This is a genomic window from [Brevibacterium] flavum (genome assembly GCF_019317305.1).
Taxonomy (GTDB): Bacteria; Actinomycetota; Actinomycetes; order Mycobacteriales; family Mycobacteriaceae; genus Corynebacterium; species Corynebacterium glutamicum.
The window spans coordinates 1,921,094-1,939,865 of record NZ_CP079240.1; the positions used below are offsets into that span (position 1 = coordinate 1,921,094).

Below are 18,772 nucleotides of genomic sequence, written 5' to 3' on the forward strand. Positions count from 1 at the left end.
CGTTCACTTGGACTTTCGACAAAGACAAGTAGAATTAGCCCCTAGTCATGACTACTTCTGAAACTGCCCCATCAAAGGCTTCCCTGTATGAACTTTTAGAGGGCGTATCCCTCTCCGACGAGCGCACGTTTAGGCGCCGACTGTCCAAAGCCCGCGCGCCCAAGGCGCTTGGTGCGATTAAGGCTGATATCGATAAGGCACGCTTGCTTATCGACGAAAAGAGCCAGTTAATTCCGTCTATCACCTACCCAGAAAACCTTCCGGTGAGTTCCCGGCGCGATGATATCGCCGAGGCTATCCGTGATAATCAGGTGGTTATTATCGCCGGTGAGACTGGTTCGGGTAAGACGACTCAGATTCCTAAGATTTGTTTGGACCTAGGCCGTGGCCGGCGTGGGCTCATTGGCCACACACAGCCACGTCGATTAGCAGCTAGGACCGTCGCCGAGCGCATCGCCGATGAAGTGGGGCAAGACATCGGCGAATCGGTGGGTTATGCGATTCGCTTTGATGATCGAGTTTCCTCGCATACATCCGTGAAGTTGATGACGGATGGTATTTTGCTTGCTGAAATGCAGCGGGATCGTTTCCTCAATGCGTATGACACCATCATTATCGATGAGGCGCATGAGCGTTCCCTCAACATTGACTTCATTTTGGGTTATTTGCGCCAGTTATTGCCTAAGCGCCCTGATCTTAAAGTCATTATTACCTCCGCAACGATTGACCCTGAGCGTTTCGCGGAGCACTTTGCTGATGCTTCTGGAAAACCAGCTCCAATTATCGAGGTCTCCGGCCGCACCTTCCCGGTAGAGATCCGTTATCGCCCGCTTGAGGTATTAGACGGCGATAAAATTATCGATACCGATCCCCTCGACGGCTTGTGTTCTGCTTTGGAAGAGCTCATGACCGAAGGCGACGGCGATATCCTCTGCTTCTTCGCCGGTGAGCGTGATATCCGCGATGCCATGGAGGCAATCGAGGCCCGACGCTGGAAAGGTGTGGAAGTCACTCCCCTGTTTGGCCGCCTGTCCAACCAGGAGCAGCACCGTGTATTTAGCCCGCACTCTGGTCGACGCATTGTGCTTTCCACCAATATCGCAGAGACATCCCTGACGGTTCCGGGCATTCACTACGTGGTTGATACCGGTACGGCGCGTATCTCTCGTTATTCAGTGCGCACCAAGGTGCAGCGCCTTCCGATTGAGAACATTTCCCAGGCCAGCGCAAACCAGCGTTCTGGTCGTTGTGGTCGTGTCGCAGACGGTATTGCGATTCGTTTGTATTCCGAAGATGATTTCAACTCTCGCCCAGAGTTCACCGATCCGGAAATTCTGCGCACCAACTTGGCGAGCGTTATTTTGCGCATGGCGTCGCTGCGTCTTGGCGATATTAATGATTTCCCCTTCGTCCAAGCCCCAGAGCAACGCTCCATCAGGGATGGTATTTTGCTGCTCCACGAGTTGGGCGCACTCACCGACGACACCCAAGCCGATGGTTCACCGCAGCTCACCCAGATCGGTAAAGACTTAGCCAACATCCCAGTCGATCCCCGGATGGCCCGCATGCTCGTAGAAGCCAACACTCTAGGCTGCCTGCATTCTGTCATGGTCATTGTGTCCGCTCTGACGATTCAAGATGTTCGCGAACGCCCCCTGGAATTCCAAGCCCAAGCTGATCAAGCCCACGCTAGGTTCAAGGACACCACCTCAGATTTCTTAGGCTTTTTGAAACTGTGGGAGTACATCGCCGATCAGCGCGATCAAAGCAGCGGCAATTCCTTCCGCAAGCAGATGAAAAAAGAATTCCTCCACTACATGCGTATCCGCGAGTGGTGGGATTTGGTGCGCCAATTAGAGCAGATTGGCCAGCAACTTGGTTGGGCAAAGAAGGAGCAGGTTGCAGGCACCGCCAGCCCTGACATCATTCACCAATCCTTGCTCACCGGTCTGCTCTCGCAAATCGGTTCCCGTGATGGTGAGAGCAAAGAATTCACTGGAGCCAGAGGTACCAAATTCTTGGTCTTTCCTGGTTCTGCGCTAACCAAGAAGCCGCCACAGTTCATCATGGCTGGCCAATTGGTAGAAACCTCACGTTTGTGGGCCCGCGATGTAGCCAAGATTGAACCAGAGTGGGTGGAAAAAGCAGCCGGCCCATTGCTCAAGCACCAATACTCTGAACCGTATTGGTCCTCAAAGCGTGGCGCTGCCATGGTGCACCGCAAATCAACGCTCTACGGTGTGACAATTGTTGCCGACAAGGTAGTTCCCTACCACACGGTTGATCCCGTGGCTGCGCGCGATATGTTCATCCGCCATGCCCTCATCGAAGGCGATTGGTCCACTCACCACCGCTTCTACCACGACAACGTGGCCAAATTGGAGGCAATCGGAGAACTTGAAGCCAAGGCGCGTCGCCGCGACATCGTCGTAGATGAAGACACCCTGTTCGATTTCTACGATGCCAAGCTTCCTAGCAACGCCACCACCACCCGCAATTTCGATTCCTGGTGGAAGAAGACATCACGCGTCACACCGGATCTTCTCGATTTCGATCCAGACAGTCTGATCAACGAAGACGCTGACGGCGTTAACGAAGAAGCCTTCCCCGACAAGTGGATTAAAGGCAGCCTGATCTTCGATCTCAGCTACCACTTCGAACCTGGCCACCGCGATGACGGCGTCACAGTCCTCATCCCCATTCCGGTGCTGGGTGGACTTGATACCGAAGGCTTCGATTGGCTTGTTCCAGGCTTAAGGCTTGATTTGGTGACCGAGTTAATCCGCACCATGCCTAAGGCTTTACGACGCACCGTTGTCCCTGCCCCGGATTTCGCCGAGCGGGCCTTGCCGTTACTGCGTCCCTACATGACACCACTGACCACCCAACTTGCCGATGCACTCCATACCCTGGGCGGCCAAGGAATCAACGCCTCTGATTTCGATCCTGCCAAACTCCCCGATCACCTGCGCATTTCCTATGCAGCAGTAGATCGTCGTGGCAAGATCATCGACCGCGACCGTGACCTCGAAGCACTAAAGAAACGCCGCGCGAACCAAATCAGGGCATCTGTTTCTAGCGTTGCTAAGGCATCCGAACAAGATGAAACTACGAAGTGGACCACAGATACCTTGGGCACCATCGATGAAGAAATTGAGACCACTGTCGATGGACAGTCCGTCACCGCGTACCCCGCCTTGGTTGTCACCCCGACTGGCGTATCCGTCAAGGTAATGCCCACCAAGGCTGCTGCTGATGCCTCGATGATCACCGCAACATTGACACTGTTGATGCGTGAGATTGAAGTATCCACAAAGCAAATGGTCAAGGGACTACCCTTGCAACAACGAGTCGCAGTGGACAACTATCCCCACGGCGGTGCCGAAGGACTGGTTTCTGATGCCCGTATCGCCGCAATCCGCGATTTGATGTTTGAACACGGCGGAGCTGTGCGTTCACCGGAAGAGTTCGACGTTCTTCTAGCCAAGGTGAAGCCGGAAACACCAGGAGTTGTTCGTCGAACTGTCGTTGAGCTAGCCCCAGCATTGGTTCACTATGCATCCGTTGTGTCAGAGCTGGAGTCCTGGTCTGGACCTGCCATTGACGATATGACCGCCCAGTTGGATTTCCTCTTGCCAAAGCAAGCCATCAGCATTCACGGCATCAGTAGGTTGAGGCACCTTCCGAGGTATCTGCAGGCGTTGACGATTCGCCTAGAAGAGATGAACCAAAATCCGGATCGTGACGCCGACCGTCAAGATGAAGTGAACTTCGTTGAAGAGCAGCTGGAGAAACAGCTCAGTAAGCTACCCGCTGCGCGAGCCAACACCAAGGAAGCCAAGGACATTGCCTGGCAGATTCAGGAACTAAGGGTCAGCCTCTTTGCACAGCGGTTAGGCACTCCCCGACCTGTATCGGCGCAGAGAATCCAGAAGGCTATTGCCAAGCTGCGATAAGCACTGCTTGAGATGAGGGACTAGTTAAGACTTTGTGTCTGCTAGTCCCTTCCTCGTCTGCGCATGAGGCGGATTTCTTTTTCAAAGTCGTCAGCACTGTCAAAAGACTTATACACAGAGGCAAAGCGTAGGTACGCTACCTCGTCGAGTTCTCTCAGTGGATCGAGAATGGCTAAACCAATATCGTTAGCGCGTACTTGAGAGCTTCCGTTGCTGCGGACTGTTTCTTCCACTTGCTGAGCTAGGCGTTTCAACGCGTCATCTGATACGTCGCGGCCTTGGCATGCACGACGGACACCGGTGACTACTTTTTCTCGACTGAACGGTTCAGTGACGCCGTTTCTTTTAACAACGAGGAGAACAGCTTTTTCGATGGTGGTGAAACGACCTTCGCATTTGCTGCACTCGCGGCGCCTGCGAATGGCACTTCCGGCGTCAATGACACGGGAATCAATGACTTTTGAATGATCATGTTGGCAAAATGGGCAGTACACTAACGGATCCTCTCCCCCTCACTTACTTCGACTTCAAGCATTCGCCTAAAAATAAGTGAATCGGCTGTTGTGCCTTTAGTTTATGCCAGCATTGATCTATTCCCGATTAGCGCCCGAGACTGACACCCACCATCTGGGTTTCGTAGTAGTTCTGGCTCACTTCTTCTTCCCCTGATTGGGAGAGCAAAATTCCGGCGAAAATAACCAGCCCAAACAGTCCTCCGCCCGCCCATTGTTTGAGGGATTCTTTAATCGAACGCGCGTCACTATTGCCACCTGTGGTGTTTTCTGGGTCTTGTTCACGCACCTGTTGCTGTGATGTTCGATAATTTCTTTCACCGTGTGGAAGAATGCGAAGACTTGATGGCTGATGAAAACGATCTCCATTCGAACAGTCAATCGTTCGAACATGCCTCTTTTTAGCTGATTTAAGACCGGCGCCTTCCCCCATCCAAACAGCAGCGGAAGGTACGACCACACCTTGACGCAGCTTACGTGAATCTAGCTCTTTACCCGCATAAACAGTCATTTCAAAACTCCCGCCTTAATTGTTTTCCCACATCTTAACTTTTAGCCACGACACGTTCGAACACCAATACCGTTCACATGTTCGACTAAGTTTCTATGTTCGATTTATAGCACCCCGTTCGAACGTTGTCTAGAGAAGATTTAAAAATCTCGAACACTCGTACCATTTCCGCAGGAAAACCTGTATGGTTGGAAACTAGAAATACTGACAGAGGTTCGAATAGCTCAGCATTCAGCTTCAGAAGTTCACACTGGATGAACCCTCATCAAGAGTGAACATGGAAGCGAACAGAGTTTTTAGTGCTTTAACGGGCACACAATGAGAGGAAGGGAACGGAAGATGGCAATCGAAAAGAAGCCAGCAGGTGCACGAGGCAGTCGCGGTAGCCGCACAGTTAAGACCTTGCCCAACGGAAAACCAGATCCAGCAAGTTTGTCAGATAGGCAGCGCAGGATTTTAGAGGTTATCCGAGATGCTGTGGTTTTGAGGGGTTATCCACCAAGCATTAGGGAAATTGGTGATGCTGCAGGACTTCAATCCACTTCTTCCGTTGCTTACCAGCTTAAAGAGCTAGAGAAGAAGGGCTTCCTGCGCAGGGACCCTAATAAGCCTCGCGCGGTGGATGTTCGCCACCTTCCAGAAACTGAAAGCCGTTCCTCCAAGGCTGCTACACAGGCAAAGAGCAAGGCCCCTCAGGCCGGGGTCCATGATCCTGAGTTAGCTGGCCAGACCTCATTTGTCCCAGTGGTGGGCAAAATTGCCGCTGGTAGCCCGATCACCGCTGAGCAGAACATCGAAGAGTACTACCCACTCCCCGCAGAAATCGTCGGAGACGGTGACTTGTTCATGCTCCAGGTTGTTGGCGAGTCCATGAGGGATGCTGGCATCCTCACCGGCGACTGGGTTGTTGTTCGTTCCCAGCCGGTAGCTGAGCAGGGCGAGTTCGTCGCGGCAATGATTGACGGTGAAGCCACCGTGAAGGAATTCCACAAGGATTCATCTGGCATCTGGCTCCTGCCACACAACGATACGTTTGCCCCAATTCCTGCTGAGAATGCAGAAATCATGGGAAAGGTTGTTTCCGTGATGCGCAAGCTTTAAGTTGCTTTTCAGGTTCCCGCCACAGTATGTGTTCTCACATATCGTGGCGGGTTTTGCTTTATATAGCCACATTCGGGGGTAATCGGGCAAATAAGTTTTTGCTGATCTAAAAAGTGAGTTTACCTGTGGGTTTTCGAAAACTCTGGGCCGGACAATAGAAAAACGCTGCCCGATTTTTTTGATTGACTCCCGATTTCACCCCTCCGCCGGCAACCAAATGAGGCTTTTGGGCGTTGGACAGTGAGACAATGGGTAAGAAATTCGGACATATTTAGTAAATTGGCTTTTTGCTTTAAGGAGTGACATGTACGCAGAGGAGCGCCGTCGACAGATTGCCTCATTAACGGCAGTTGAGGGACGTGTAAATGTCACAGAATTAGCGAGCCGATTCGATGTCACTGCAGAGACGATTCGACGAGACCTTGCGGTGCTAGACCGCGAGGGAATTGTTCACCGCGTTCACGGTGGCGCAGTAGCCACCCAATCTTTCCAAACCACAGAGTTGAGCTTGGATACTCGTTTCAGGTCTGCATCGTCAGCAAAGTACTCCATTGCCAAGGCAGCGATGCAGTTCCTGCCCGCTGAGCATGGCGGACTGTTCCTCGATGCGGGAACTACTGTTACTGCTTTGGCCGATCTCATTTCTGAGCATCCTAGCGCCAAGAAGTGGTCGATCGTGACCAACTGCCTCCCCATCGCACTTAATCTGGCCAACGCCGGGCTTGATGATGTCCAGCTGCTTGGAGGAAGCGTTCGCGCGATCACCCAGGCTGTTGTGGGTGACACTGCGCTTCGTACTCTCGCGCTGATGCGTGCGGATGTAGTGTTCATCGGCACCAACGCGTTGACGTTGGATCACGGATTGTCTACGGCCGATTCCCAAGAGGCTGCCATGAAATCTGCGATGATCACCAACGCCCACAAGGTGGTGGTGTTGTGTGACTCCACCAAGATGGGCACCGACTACCTCGTGAGCTTTGGCGCAATCAGCGATATCGATGTGGTGGTCACCGATGCGGGTGCACCAGCAAGTTTCGTTGAGCAGTTGCGAGAACGCGATGTAGAAGTTGTGATTGCAGAATGATTCTTACAGTCACTGCAAGTCCGTATCTGTTGAGCACCAATGAGCTTGACGGCACCATCGAAATTGGCGAAGCAAACAAAATCCGGCAGGTTTCCACTGTTGCCGGTGGTTTTGGCACCGGTGTGGCTGCCACCTTGTTTTATGGCGGCAATGAAACTTTTGCAGTTTTTCCCGCTCCAGAAATCTCTCATTACATGCGCCTGGTGACGTTTGCTGGGTTGCCTCATGAAATTATTCCGGTGGCAGGTCCCATCCCCATGCATTTGACCATGCGTGATGCAGAGGGCAATGAGACTAAGTTCAAAGACTCCCCCATGCCTTTGGATGTGTCCCAGTTGGCAATTCTTCGTGATCTAGTGGTGCGTCGAGCTGAAGATGCCGCGTGGGTGTTGTTGGGTGGCAATTTGCCGTCTATCGCGCCTGCTGCGTGGTTTGTGGATGTGGTGAGATCACTTCGCTTGTACCACCCTCATGTGAAGGTAGTTATCGCAGCAACTGGTGCTGCGTTGCGTGCGGTTATTCGACAGCTTGCAGCTACGTCCCCGGATGCGCTGATTGTGGCTGCGGAAGAAATCGAAATTGCCACTGGATTAGAACCCAAAACCTTGAGAGGTCCATGGGCAGAGGGAGATCTCTCCCCGACTGTGGCGGCAGCGCGCGCTTTAATTGATAGCGGTGTCACCGAGGTGTTGGTTACAAACAAGCGGACGGAATCTTTGTATGTTTCCGAGTCTGAATCACTGTTAGCCAGCTACGACAGCACCCCTGGTAAGCAGGGCGTGAATTGGCGGGAATCTTTTACTGCAGGATTCTTGGCAGCATCCAATGATGGAAAATCCACTGAGGACAGCGTGATCAACGCGGTTGCTTACGCCAACGCTGAAGGCAGTGAGTGGGACAACTACATTCCCACACCCGATAAGCTTCGGGCGGAGCACGTGGTCATCAAATCGCTTTAGACCACGCAAAAAGCCTCAAATTCCCACACAGGAATTTGAGGCTTTTTTAGCTCAACAGTGGTTTAGACTGCTGCGTCGATCACTGCGCGTACAGCATCGCGTGCTTCAGTTGCGCCTTCAGCGTCAAGTGCTGCTTCTGCTGCCTTCTTACAGGTTTCCAGGGTGACCTCTGACAGCTTTGCACCGACTGCTGCGAGAGCAGTGGATGCTGCGGACAGGGAGTTCACGCCAAGACCGGTGAGGACAGTTGCCAACAGTGGGTCTGCTGCTGCTTCACCACAAACACCGACTGGGGTGTTAAAGCGAGCACCTTCGTCACAGGTGTGCTTGATCAGGCGCAGGACTGCTGGCTGCCAAGGATCGGTCAGGTAGGCAAGCTCAGGAGACATGCGGTCCGCTGCCATGGTGTACTGGGTCAGGTCGTTGGTACCGATGGAAACAAAGTCCAGGTGAGGCATGATCTTGTCTGCCATCAGGGATGCTGCTGGAACTTCGATCATGGCGCCGGCGATTAGGCCACGCTCACGGCACATGTCAGCAAACCACTTTGCTTCATAAGCGGTAGCCACCATTGGAGCCATAACCCAGGTTGGGGCGTCGTCGCCACGGCCGAGTTCTTCGCTGGCCTTCGCAATTGCGTCGAGCTGGCGAGTCAGCAGTTCAACCTGTCCACGTGCGATACGCAGGCCACGAACACCCAGTGCTGGGTTCATCTCATCAGCCATCGATGCGAATGGAACTGGCTTGTCAGAACCTGCGTCGAGGGAGCGGACAACAACCTTGGACTCTGGGAATGCTTCAAGCACCTTTGAGTAGACCGCAGCCTGCTCATCAACGCTTGGCTCTTCGGTGGAGGAAAGGAAGCACAGTTCGGTGCGGAACAGGCCGATGCCTTCTGCTTCGGTCTGTGCAGCCTGCTGTGCAGAGTTGCCGTCTTGGACGTTGGCCAACAGCTGAACGCGGTAGCCGTCCTTGGTTTGTGCAGGACCCTTCCACTCGGCGATGCGAGCAGCGCGCTCGAGGGACTCGGAGACGAGCTTGGTTGCTTCAGCTTCGTCCGCGTTGCGGTCAATGGTGCCGAGGCTGCCGTCGATAAGCACCTTTTCGCCGGACTTGATGTCCTTGATGCCGGCGCCGGATGCGACGATGCAAGGCACGTTGAGCTGGCGCGCGATGATCGCGGTGTGGCTTGTTGGGCCACCCAGCTCAGTGACAAGTCCCACAAAGAGATCTGTGTTTAGTGCCGCGGTGTCTGCTGGGGAGAGGTCATCTGCAAAGAGAATGACCTGTCCGGAAACAGCTGGCAGACCTGGCTCTTCATCGCCACGAAGTTCTGCGATGACGCGGTCGCGGATGTCTCGCAAGTCTGTGGTGCGCTCCGCGATCAGGCCGCCTGCGGCTTCGAACATGGAGATGAACTTGGTTGTTGCGGCAACCACGGCGTATTCCGCAGGGTGACCACCCTTGACACCCTTGATGACAGCCTTACGCCAGCCACGGTCATTGACCATGCCAGCAGTAGCTTTAAGCACCTCAGCTGCTGGTCCTTCAGCAGCTTCGGAGCGCTCAAGCAAACGAGAAGAGACTGTGGCTGCAGCGGCGTCGAAACGCTCCTGCTCTGCTTCACGGTTTTCTTCGGCGACGACTTCGCCTGCTTGGGGTAGTTCGGGGCGTGGGGTAATCCACACCGCGCTTGCATAACGGACTCCACCGACAACGCCGGTGCCCTTCAGTACAGTGTCTTGATTCACATCAGCCACAGTAGCCACCCATCCTCACAATCATTGAGTTAATTTCCTCAAGATCACCACAAAATCAACAGTTGTGCAACTATTCAAACATTTGGATATTGACAAACAAACACATATCAACATAGCGTGTTGTTAAGCGATCACCATATTTCATACGTTGAGACCATCGTCACAAGTTGATATTCCACAAGCTTATCAATGCATTTGAAGGAGATTTAGCACCTTCTCCATAATAGTGACTGAGGCCACATCATGTGTTTTCCGCTCGCTTTATTTAAGATTTTCCCGCTTTAACCAGCACTTTTAATAACTTCATACGGTTCTTCCACAATCGGAATCAAAACAACACTGGTCAAAAACCAGTTTCCCGCTTGAACAAAATTCCTTCCACGTCAACACCAACTCCAACATCAGCGAGGTTAAGCATGGTCAGCCAAACGGAAAGACAGCATGCAATTGCTTCTTTACTGGCACCAACTGGTGCGGTGTCTGTAGGAGATTTAGCCGAGCATTTCCATGTGACAACCGAAACAGTGCGACGTGATCTTCGGATCATGGAGTCACTGGGTTTGTTGCAACGAGTTCACGGTGGTGCCATTAGCCCAGAGCCCACGGGTACGTCTCCCCCTCGGCTGAAACCTGCCTTGGTTAAAGGAATGCCACCGGAACCCCGTGTTTTAGAACTTGCAGAAACTGCAGTTTCCCTCATCACACCTCTAGCACGCAGCATTTTCCTGGATTCAGGTTTAGCGTGCACGGCGATTGCCACGGTGTTGGGGGATCCTCCAGAAGATGCCAGGTGGACTGTTGTTACAAGTTCCCCCGGCGCTGTGATTGCCTTGTCCGCGACAGATGCCACCTCCACGGTGGTGCTGCACGGGCAGGTTCACGGTAAGAGTTCTTCAATCATTGGGTCCACGGCAGTAGACATGATTTCGCAGTTGCGCGCTGATATCGCCTTCGTGGAGGTTGATGCGATTCAATCCGATACAGGTCTGTGCACGTTTTTCCCGGAGACGATTCCCATCAAGCAAGCCATGATCAAAAACGCGGCTTTCACAGTTGCTGTTCTCAGCCCGAGATCTCCCCAAGATCAAGAACTTCAACTTTTGAAGCACCCTTTTTCCACCTTGGCTGATTTTGATGCCCTTGTTACCGATGACCACACGCTAGATTTTCCAGTTTTGCCCGACCACAACTTTCAGGTGGTAACCCCATGATCATCACATTCACCCCAAACCCGAGTATTGATTCCACGCTGTCACTCGGCGAAGAGCTCTCCCGTGGATCCGTCCAACGACTTGATTCCGTCACCGCTGTCGCAGGTGGTAAAGGCATCAATGTCGCCCACGCTGTCTTGCTTGCGGGCTTTGAAACCTTGGCTGTGTTCCCAGCCGGCAAGCTCGACCCCTTCGTCCCACTGGTCCGCGACATCGGCTTGCCCGTGGAAACTGTTGTGATCAACAACAACGTCCGCACCAACACCACAGTCAGCGAACCGGACGGCACCACCACCAAGCTCAACGGCCCCGGCGCGCCGCTCAGCGAGCAGAAGCTCCGTAGCTTGGAAAAGGTGCTTATCGACGCGCTCCGCCCCGAAGTCACCTGGGTTGTCCTGGCAGGCTCGCTGCCACCAGGGGCACCAGTTGACTGGTACGCGCGTCTCACCGCGTTGATCCATTCAGCACGCCCTGACGTTCGCGTGGCTGTCGATACCTCAGACAAGCCACTGATGGCGTTGGGCGAGAGCTTGGATACACCTGGCGCTGCTCCGAACCTGATTAAGCCAAATGGTCTGGAACTGGGCCAGCTGGCTAACGCTGATGGTGAAGAGCTGGAGGCGCGTGCTGCGCAAGGCGATTACGACGCCATCATCGCAGCTGCGGACGTACTGGTTAACCGTGGCATCGAACAGGTGCTTGTCACCTTGGGTGCCGCTGGAGCGGTGTTGGTCAACGCAGAAGGTGCGTGGACTGCTACTTCTCCAAAGATTGATGTTGTATCCACCGTTGGAGCTGGAGACAGTGCTCTTGCAGGTTTTGTTATGGCACGTTCCCAGAAGAAAACACTGGAGGAATCTCTGCTGAATGCCGTGTCTTACGGCTCGACCGCGGCGTCTCTTCCTGGCACTACCATTCCTCGTCCTGACCAACTCGCCACAGCTGGTGCAACGGTCACCCAAGTCAAAGGATTGAAAGAATCAGCATGAATAGCGTAATTAATTCCTCGCTTGTCCGGCTGGATGTCGATTTCGGCGACTCCACCACGGATGTCATCAACAACCTTGCCACTGTTATTTTCGACGCTGGCCGAGCTTCCTCCGCCGACGCCCTTGCCAAAGACGCGCTGGCTCGTGAAGCAAAGTCCGGCACCGGTGTCCCCGGTCAGGTTGCTATCCCCCACTGCCGTTCCGAAGCCGTATCTGTCCCTACCTTGGGCTTTGCTCGCCTGCGCAAGGGTGTGGACTTCAGCGGACCTGACGGCGATGCCAACTTGGTGTTCCTCATTGCAGCACCTGCTGGCGGCGGCAAAGAGCACCTGAAGATCCTGTCCAAGCTCGCTCGCTCCTTGGTGAAGAAGGATTTCATCAAGGCTCTGCAGGAAGCCACCACCGAGCAGGAAATCGTCGACGTTGTCGATGCCGTGCTCAACCCAGCACCAAAAACCACCGAGCCAGCTGCAGCTCCGGCTGCGGCGGCGGTTGCTGAGAGTGGGGCGGCGTCGACAAGCGTTACTCGTATCGTGGCAATCACCGCATGCCCAACCGGTATCGCACACACCTACATGGCTGCGGATTCCCTGACGCAAAACGCGGAAGGCCGCGATGATGTGGAACTCGTTGTGGAGACTCAGGGCTCTTCCGCTGTCACCCCAGTTGATCCGAAGATCATCGAAGCTGCCGACGCCGTCATCTTCGCCACCGACGTGGGAGTTAAAGACCGCGAGCGTTTCGCTGGCAAGCCAGTCATTGAATCCGGCGTCAAGCGCGCGATCAATGAGCCAGCCAAGATGATCGACGAGGCCATCGCAGCCTCCAAGAACCCAAACGCCCGCAAGGTTTCCGGTTCCGGTGTCGCGGCATCTGCTGAAACCACCGGCGAGAAACTCGGCTGGGGCAAGCGCATCCAGCAGGCAGTCATGACCGGCGTGTCCTACATGGTTCCATTCGTAGCTGCCGGCGGCCTCCTGTTGGCTCTCGGCTTCGCATTCGGTGGATACGACATGGCGAACGGCTGGCAAGCAATCGCCACCCAGTTCTCCCTGACCAACCTGCCAGGCAACACCGTCGATGTTGACGGCGTGGCCATGACCTTCGAGCGTTCAGGCTTCCTGTTGTACTTCGGCGCAGTCCTGTTCGCCACCGGCCAAGCAGCCATGGGCTTCATCGTGGCAGCCCTGTCTGGCTACACCGCATACGCACTTGCTGGACGCCCAGGCATCGCGCCGGGCTTCGTCGGTGGCGCCATCTCCGTCACCATCGGCGCTGGCTTCATTGGTGGTCTGGTTACCGGTATCTTGGCTGGTCTCATCGCCCTGTGGATTGGCTCCTGGAAGGTGCCACGCGTGGTGCAGTCACTGATGCCTGTGGTCATCATCCCGCTACTTACCTCACTGGCTGTTGGTCTCGTCATGTACCTCCTGCTGGGTCGCCCACTCGCATCCATCATGACCGGTTTGCAGGACTGGCTATCGTCAATGTCCGGAAGCTCCGCCATCTTGCTGGGTATCATCTTGGGCCTCATGATGTGTTTCGACCTCGGCGGACCAGTAAACAAGGCAGCCTACCTCTTTGGTACCGCAGGCCTGTCTACCGGCGACCAAGCTTCCATGGAAATCATGGCCGCGATCATGGCAGCTGGCATGGTCCCACCAATCGCGTTGTCCATTGCTACCCTGCTGCGCAAGAAGCTGTTCACCCCAGCAGAGCAAGAAAACGGCAAGTCTTCCTGGCTGCTTGGCCTGGCATTCGTCTCCGAAGGTGCCATCCCATTCGCCGCAGCTGACCCATTCCGTGTGATCCCAGCAATGATGGCTGGCGGTGCAACCACTGGTGCAATCTCCATGGCACTGGGCGTCGGCTCTCGGGCTCCACACGGCGGTATCTTCGTGGTCTGGGCAATCGAACCATGGTGGGGCTGGCTCATCGCACTTGCAGCAGGCACCATCGTGTCCACCATCGTTGTCATCGCACTGAAGCAGTTCTGGCCAAACAAGGCCGTCGCTGCAGAAGTCGCGAAGCAAGAAGCAGCTGCGGCCGCCGTAGCCGCATAACCCTGATGTCTGGTCGGACATTGTTTTTGCTTCCGGCAACGTGGCAAAACGAGCAATGTCTCACTAGACTAAAGTGAGATCCACATTAAATCCCCTCCCTTGGGGGGTTTAACTAACAAATCGCTGCGCCCTAATCCGTTCGGATTAACGGCGTAGCAACACGAAAGGACACTTTCCATGGCTTCCAAGACTGTAACCGTCGGTTCCTCCGTTGGCCTGCACGCACGTCCAGCATCCATCATCGCTGAAGCGGCTGCTGAGTACGACGACGAAATCTTGCTGACCCTGGTTGGCTCCGATGATGACGAAGAGACCGACGCGTCCTCTTCCCTCATGATCATGGCGTTGGGTGCAGAGCACGGCAACGAAGTAACCGTCACCTCCGACAACGCTGAAGCTGTTGAGAAGATCGCTGCGCTTATCGCACAGGACCTTGACGCTGAGTAAACAACGCTCTGCTTGTTAAAAGCTCGTTAGAAGCTTGTTAAAAGCGGTGCCGCATCCGATTTGGATGTGGTACCGCCTTTTGCTTTTGTGGGTTTGATTGTTTTTAGTTGTTTTTGCGTGCCCGATAGTGTGTGGTTGATGCATGATGCTCTGTGTGCCGATTTGCGGGCCTAGAAATCCCCGATGGGTACATGTGAGGGATTCGTGCATTCAAGGCCTGAGAAGCGATTCTGAGCGGGCTAAATTTCCGGGCTTTGAGGCAGGTTGCTACAGCAACCAAACGAGAGTGCCCACGGATCTCGAAATCGAGTTTCGTGGGCAGCTGTGACCGGTTTTGAGGCCTGTAAACCAGACAGGAATGCCCACGGGTCCTCTTTTCGAGGTCCGTGGGCAGTGTGGTCTGGTTTTGCCCAGTCTCCAGGGTCGAAGTGCTTCGACCACCCCTCATGTTGGCAGCTCACCGTTAGATCTGGGTCCTCGGGTTAATTCCCTTAACCTCGTTGTACTTTCGACACCAAGATTTCCTGGTTTTGGCCATCATTTTGCCGAAATCTTGGTGCCGAAAGTACAGAAGAAAGTACAGCCTCCAAAAAAGGACCCACCCACTCCCCCAAATAAGAAAAATCCCCTACCCCAACGCGGAGCAAAGCGTAGGGACAGGGGAAATTCCGGGTGAATCTTTATGCAGACTTCACCGGTGCTTGGCAGACCTGAACATAAACTTCAGTGGCCAGTTGGTCGCAGGTATCAGCGGTGGCTGGGCCTTCGATGTATTCTTCCCAACCGATGCTGCTGGATGGCAGAGTGCATCCGAGGTCTTCGACTTCATCGAGGATTTCGTCCCAGACGCGCTCGACTCCATCGAAGGGGCCGGAGTGGCGGCTATGCATGGTTTTCATGTCGCGGAAGTGGTGGAGGACAACGTCATCGATGTCGCCACCGGATTGGCTCAGCGCGCCGCGGCGCAGGGATTCTGCTTGTGCGGGGCTGACGGGGAAACCAATCAGGATGTCTACGGTGTCAGAGACATCGCCAAAGTAGTAGGCGCGGGCAGGACCTTTAGGTTCGATGCCTTCTAGGCGGAGGAATTTCTTTACTTCCGCGTAGCCGCGTTTAAAGAGCTCAGGGAGATCCTCAGAGGAAAGGATTACCCGGATGCCCACGACGTCGTGAGCAGGGATCTTCTCAAACTGGGTATCAACGATCAAGGTAGTTTTCCTATACAGAAATGAACACGTCCCGCACGCGGAAACCGTGCGGGCCAAACTGCATACTTTAGCAGCGTACTAGAACTTTGCGTTCTTGCCTTCCCCAATGGAAAGGTACAGGCGCTTCATGATTGGGTACAGCACAATGATGCCTACAGAGCCCCACGCGATGCCTTCGAGAGTGACTCCGAAAACGGTGAGGGTGAGGTTACCAATGCCTGCAACCAAAGCAACGGCAGCCATGGTCAGATTCACTGGATTGTTGAAGTTGACCTTGTTGTCTTGCCAGATACGAATGCCGAGCATACCGATTAGGCCGTAAAGAACCAAACATGCCCCACCCAGCACGCCGGCGGGGATGGTGAAGATCAGTGCACCGAATTTGGGGATGAAGGCAAGGGCGATGGCAGTGCACGCGGCAACCCAGTACGCAGCGGTGGAATATACGCGGGTGGCCGCCATGACGCCGATGTTTTCTGCGTAGGTGGTAGTGCCGGATCCGCCGAAGGCACCTGCGAGGGTGGTGCCGAATCCGTCTGCGATTAGTGCATCGCCAGCGAGGTCGTCGAGGTCCTCCCCTGTCATCTCTGAAACGGCTTTGACGTGGCCGACGTTTTCAGCGATGAGCACGATAATGACTGGCAGTGTCACCAAAATGGCAGAGAGCTGGAATTCCGGCTTGTGGAACTGTGGCAGTCCGAACCATGCTGCTTCACGGATGGTGTCTGCTGCGCCTTCTGAGAGGTTGCCGGTGATAGCTGCGAAAACCCAGCCGATCACCACACCGATCAAAATGCCCAGGCGAGCGATCATTCCGCGGCCTGCAACGGTAGCGATCAAAATGGCAAAGAGGGTCACCGTGGCAACCAGTGGTTGGCTGGAGAAGTTTCCTGCCGCGGTTGGTGCCAGGTTCAGGCCGATGAGTGCCACGATCGCACCGGTGACAGCGGGTGGCATGACAGCATCAATAACGCGTTTGCCCGCTGCTTTCACCACAAATCCAATGGCGACGAGCACGAGACCTGCGACAAGAATGCCACCGATCTGCACGCCAATGCCATGGACTTGGGTTGCGGTTAAAGGTGCAATGAAAGCAAAAGAACTACCCAGGTACGAGGGTAGTCGGTTTCTGGTGATCAACAGGAACAGGATTGTTCCCAGACCAGAGAATAAAAGTGTGGTGTTGACCGGAAATCCGGTGAGTGTGGGAACCAGGAGCGTGGCGCCGAACATGGCGATCACGTGCTGCATACCGATTCCAATTGTGCGCCCCCAGCTCAGGCGCTCTTTAGGAGCGACAACTGCGCCGGGTTCGATCTTTTTGCCGTCTCCGTGGACGGTCCATCCCCATGTTGAAGTCACGAGCACTAATTATCGACTCCCAAGGGGGCTCTTGGGAAATCGACAGTTAGGCAGAGGTGGGTTCTACAATGTAACTCTGCAGCTCTTGGGCCAATTGGGTGGGGATACGCACATCCATCAAGGTGCCGTCTTCGGCGTAGTCTTCGCTGAGAACGGTGCCATGCTGGTGCAGGCGGGACACAATATCGCCACGGGTGAACGGGATTTTCAGCAGTAGGTGCGCGTCCCTGGAGTTGAGGAATAGTTCGATGCGAGCTTCCAGCTCCTTAATTCCCTCCCCTGTCAGCGCGGAGACAAACACCACATCGTCGACGGCGTGGCGTAGTTCTGCCAGCGTCAGCGGATCAGCTTGGTCAATTTTGTTCACCACGATGATCTCTGGTGGTGGCACCGCACCGGTGGATCGCACAATATCGCTAATCACGGTGTTCACAGCGTCGATCTGCTTCAGCGGGAACGGATCGGATCCATCCACCACGTGCAGCATGAGGTCCGCCTCCACGACTTCTTCCAGAGTAGATTTGAACGCCTCAACCAGAGAGGTCGGCAGGTGTCGCACAAAGCCGACGGTGTCCGTGAACACGACGTGTCGGCCGTCGGCAAGCTCGGCTTTTCTGGTTGTTGGATCAAGCGTGGCGAACAGCGCGTTCTCCACCAGCACACCCGCGCCGGTCATCGCGTTAATCAGCGAAGATTTGCCGGCGTTCGTGTAGCCGGCGATGGCGATCTGCGGCACCAGGGAGGCTGCGCGTTGCGCTCTTTTAATGCTTCTCGACGTATCCAGCCCCGAAAGTTCCCTGCGCAGGCGAGCCATATCCGATCGAAGACGACGGCGGTCTGCTTCAATTTTGGTTTCACCTGGACCACGCAGACCCACACCACCATTAGAACCTGCACGACCACCGGCCTGCCTGGAGAGGTTTCCACCCCAACCACGCACACGGCTAATCAGGTATTCCATCTGCGCCAACGCGACTTGGGCTTTACCTTCGCGCGATTTAGCGTGCTGGGCGAAGATATCCAGAATCAGCATGGTGCGGTCAATGACCTTGATATCAAGTTCGCGCTCTAATGCCACGAGCTGGGAAGGGCTAAGTTCACCATCGCACACCACGGTATCTGCACTAGTGGCTTCGATGATCTCCTTTAATTCCCGAACCTTGCCGGAACCAATGTAGGTTCCAGGATCTGGTTTATCGCGCTTTTGGTACAGCGTTTCAATAACCTCAGCGCCGGCGGTATCAGCCAACGCTGCAAGTTCCGCAAGGCTGGCGTCAATTTCTGCGGTGGTACCTTCGGTCCACACGCCCACTAAGATAACGCGCTCAAGTCGCAGCTTTCGGTACTCAACCTCGTAGCCATCTGCTGCTTCATCAGCGTGGATTTCGGTGTCCCGGCGACGTTGGGCATCGCGGGCCTCTAGGTCGAGATCACCAGTTGATGGTTCTTCAGCTCGGATAAATCCACTGAGATCAAAACCTGAGGTCTCGTCAGATCCTGGGCGCACGGTATTTTTGTGACCGCGGAAGGCCTGAGCGAGAAGTTCATCATGACTTAAGTTTTTCTTTTCATCCATTGTTTATCTATTGTTTCACGTCTGCTGTCGTCA

General features: G+C 54.6%; 14 protein-coding genes. 8 read left to right on the plus strand and 6 right to left on the minus strand.

Annotation, left to right across the window (positions count from 1 at the left end; all coding sequences use genetic code 11):
• Positions 1–47 precede the first annotated feature (47 nt).
• A complete protein-coding gene (gene hrpA, locus KW808_RS09275; protein ID WP_003859818.1) occupies positions 48–3,956 on the plus strand; it encodes an ATP-dependent RNA helicase HrpA in 3,909 nt (1,302 codons plus the stop codon).
• A 41-nt stretch (positions 3,957–3,997) separates the two neighbouring features.
• On the opposite strand, the gene nrdR is transcribed toward hrpA, so the two are convergent.
• Positions 3,998–4,450, minus strand: a complete 453-nt coding sequence (nrdR, locus tag KW808_RS09280) for a transcriptional regulator NrdR (protein ID WP_003857385.1) — start codon at positions 4,448–4,450, stop codon at positions 3,998–4,000.
• 106 nt (positions 4,451–4,556) lie between these two features.
• Positions 4,557–4,979 carry a hypothetical protein gene (locus KW808_RS09285; RefSeq protein WP_003859815.1) on the minus strand — a complete coding sequence of 141 codons (423 nt, stop codon included), beginning with the start codon at positions 4,977–4,979 and terminating at the stop codon, positions 4,557–4,559.
• A gap of 339 nt (positions 4,980–5,318) precedes the next feature.
• Here KW808_RS09285 and lexA point away from each other — a divergent pair, with 339 nt between their 5' ends.
• From lexA to KW808_RS09300, 3 genes are all read left to right on the plus strand, one after another.
• Positions 5,319–6,080 carry a transcriptional repressor LexA gene (gene lexA, locus KW808_RS09290; protein ID WP_003857389.1) on the plus strand — a complete coding sequence of 254 codons (762 nt, stop codon included), beginning with the start codon at positions 5,319–5,321 and terminating at the stop codon, positions 6,078–6,080.
• Between the two features lie 304 nt (positions 6,081–6,384).
• Complete coding sequence (gene sugR, locus KW808_RS09295) at positions 6,385–7,164, plus strand: transcriptional regulator SugR (RefSeq protein ID WP_003857391.1); 780 nt, start codon at positions 6,385–6,387, stop codon at positions 7,162–7,164.
• Positions 7,161–8,123, plus strand: coding sequence for a carbohydrate kinase family protein (locus KW808_RS09300; RefSeq protein WP_003859812.1), 963 nt, complete (start codon positions 7,161–7,163; stop codon positions 8,121–8,123). Before sugR ends, KW808_RS09300 begins: the two co-directional genes overlap by 4 nt.
• 62 nt (positions 8,124–8,185) lie before the next feature.
• Here the strand turns inward: KW808_RS09300 and ptsP are convergent, their stop codons facing one another.
• A complete protein-coding gene (gene ptsP / locus KW808_RS09305; RefSeq protein WP_003859810.1) occupies positions 8,186–9,883 on the minus strand; it encodes a phosphoenolpyruvate--protein phosphotransferase in 1,698 nt (565 codons plus the stop codon).
• Positions 9,884–10,299: 416 nt separating this feature from the next.
• Between ptsP and KW808_RS09310 the strand changes: the two genes are divergently transcribed.
• From KW808_RS09310 to KW808_RS09325, 4 genes are all read left to right on the plus strand, one after another.
• Positions 10,300–11,094 carry a DeoR/GlpR family DNA-binding transcription regulator gene (locus KW808_RS09310; protein ID WP_003857397.1) on the plus strand — a complete coding sequence of 265 codons (795 nt, stop codon included), beginning with the start codon at positions 10,300–10,302 and terminating at the stop codon, positions 11,092–11,094.
• Entirely contained in the window at positions 11,091–12,083 is a 993-nt protein-coding gene (locus KW808_RS09315) for a 1-phosphofructokinase (protein ID WP_003859809.1), read from the plus strand. Before KW808_RS09310 ends, KW808_RS09315 begins: the two co-directional genes overlap by 4 nt.
• Positions 12,080–14,146, plus strand: a complete 2,067-nt coding sequence (locus tag KW808_RS09320) for a fructose-specific PTS transporter subunit EIIC (RefSeq protein ID WP_046552185.1) — start codon at positions 12,080–12,082, stop codon at positions 14,144–14,146. Before KW808_RS09315 ends, KW808_RS09320 begins: the two co-directional genes overlap by 4 nt.
• Positions 14,147–14,323: 177 nt before the next feature.
• Positions 14,324–14,593, plus strand: coding sequence for an HPr family phosphocarrier protein (locus KW808_RS09325; protein ID WP_003857409.1), 270 nt, complete (start codon positions 14,324–14,326; stop codon positions 14,591–14,593).
• A gap of 680 nt (positions 14,594–15,273) precedes the next feature.
• Here the strand turns inward: KW808_RS09325 and KW808_RS09330 are convergent.
• The 3 genes from KW808_RS09330 to hflX all read right to left on the minus strand — a co-directional run bounded on the left by KW808_RS09330 (position 15,274) and on the right by hflX (position 18,739).
• Positions 15,274–15,801: a GyrI-like domain-containing protein gene (locus KW808_RS09330; protein ID WP_003859806.1), complete on the minus strand. Its 528-nt coding sequence runs from the start codon at positions 15,799–15,801 to the stop codon at positions 15,274–15,276.
• Between the two features lie 78 nt (positions 15,802–15,879).
• Positions 15,880–17,169, minus strand: a complete 1,290-nt coding sequence (locus tag KW808_RS09335) for a uracil-xanthine permease family protein (RefSeq protein ID WP_003859804.1) — start codon at positions 17,167–17,169, stop codon at positions 15,880–15,882.
• A gap of 40 nt (positions 17,170–17,209) precedes the next feature.
• Entirely contained in the window at positions 17,210–18,739 is a 1,530-nt protein-coding gene (hflX, locus tag KW808_RS09340) for a GTPase HflX (RefSeq protein ID WP_003859802.1), read from the minus strand.
• Between the last annotated feature and the right edge of the window lie 33 nt (positions 18,740–18,772).

Bases quoted from the DNA above. Each gene is read 5' to 3' on its own strand.
- KW808_RS09300 (WP_003859812.1), top strand. From the start codon at position 7,161: ATGATTCTTACAGTCACTGCAAGTCCGTATCTGTTGAGCACCAATGAG.
- hflX (WP_003859802.1), bottom strand. From the start codon at position 18,739: ATGGATGAAAAGAAAAACTTAAGTCATGATGAACTTCTCGCTCAGGCC.
- KW808_RS09315 (WP_003859809.1), top strand. From the start codon at position 11,091: ATGATCATCACATTCACCCCAAACCCGAGTATTGATTCCACGCTGTCA.
- lexA (WP_003857389.1), top strand. From the start codon at position 5,319: ATGGCAATCGAAAAGAAGCCAGCAGGTGCACGAGGCAGTCGCGGTAGC.
- KW808_RS09285 (WP_003859815.1), bottom strand. From the start codon at position 4,979: ATGACTGTTTATGCGGGTAAAGAGCTAGATTCACGTAAGCTGCGTCAA.
- hrpA (WP_003859818.1), top strand. From the start codon at position 48: ATGACTACTTCTGAAACTGCCCCATCAAAGGCTTCCCTGTATGAACTT.
- KW808_RS09325 (WP_003857409.1), top strand. From the start codon at position 14,324: ATGGCTTCCAAGACTGTAACCGTCGGTTCCTCCGTTGGCCTGCACGCA.
- KW808_RS09310 (WP_003857397.1), top strand. From the start codon at position 10,300: ATGGTCAGCCAAACGGAAAGACAGCATGCAATTGCTTCTTTACTGGCA.
- KW808_RS09320 (WP_046552185.1), top strand. From the start codon at position 12,080: ATGAATAGCGTAATTAATTCCTCGCTTGTCCGGCTGGATGTCGATTTC.
- sugR (WP_003857391.1), top strand. From the start codon at position 6,385: ATGTACGCAGAGGAGCGCCGTCGACAGATTGCCTCATTAACGGCAGTT.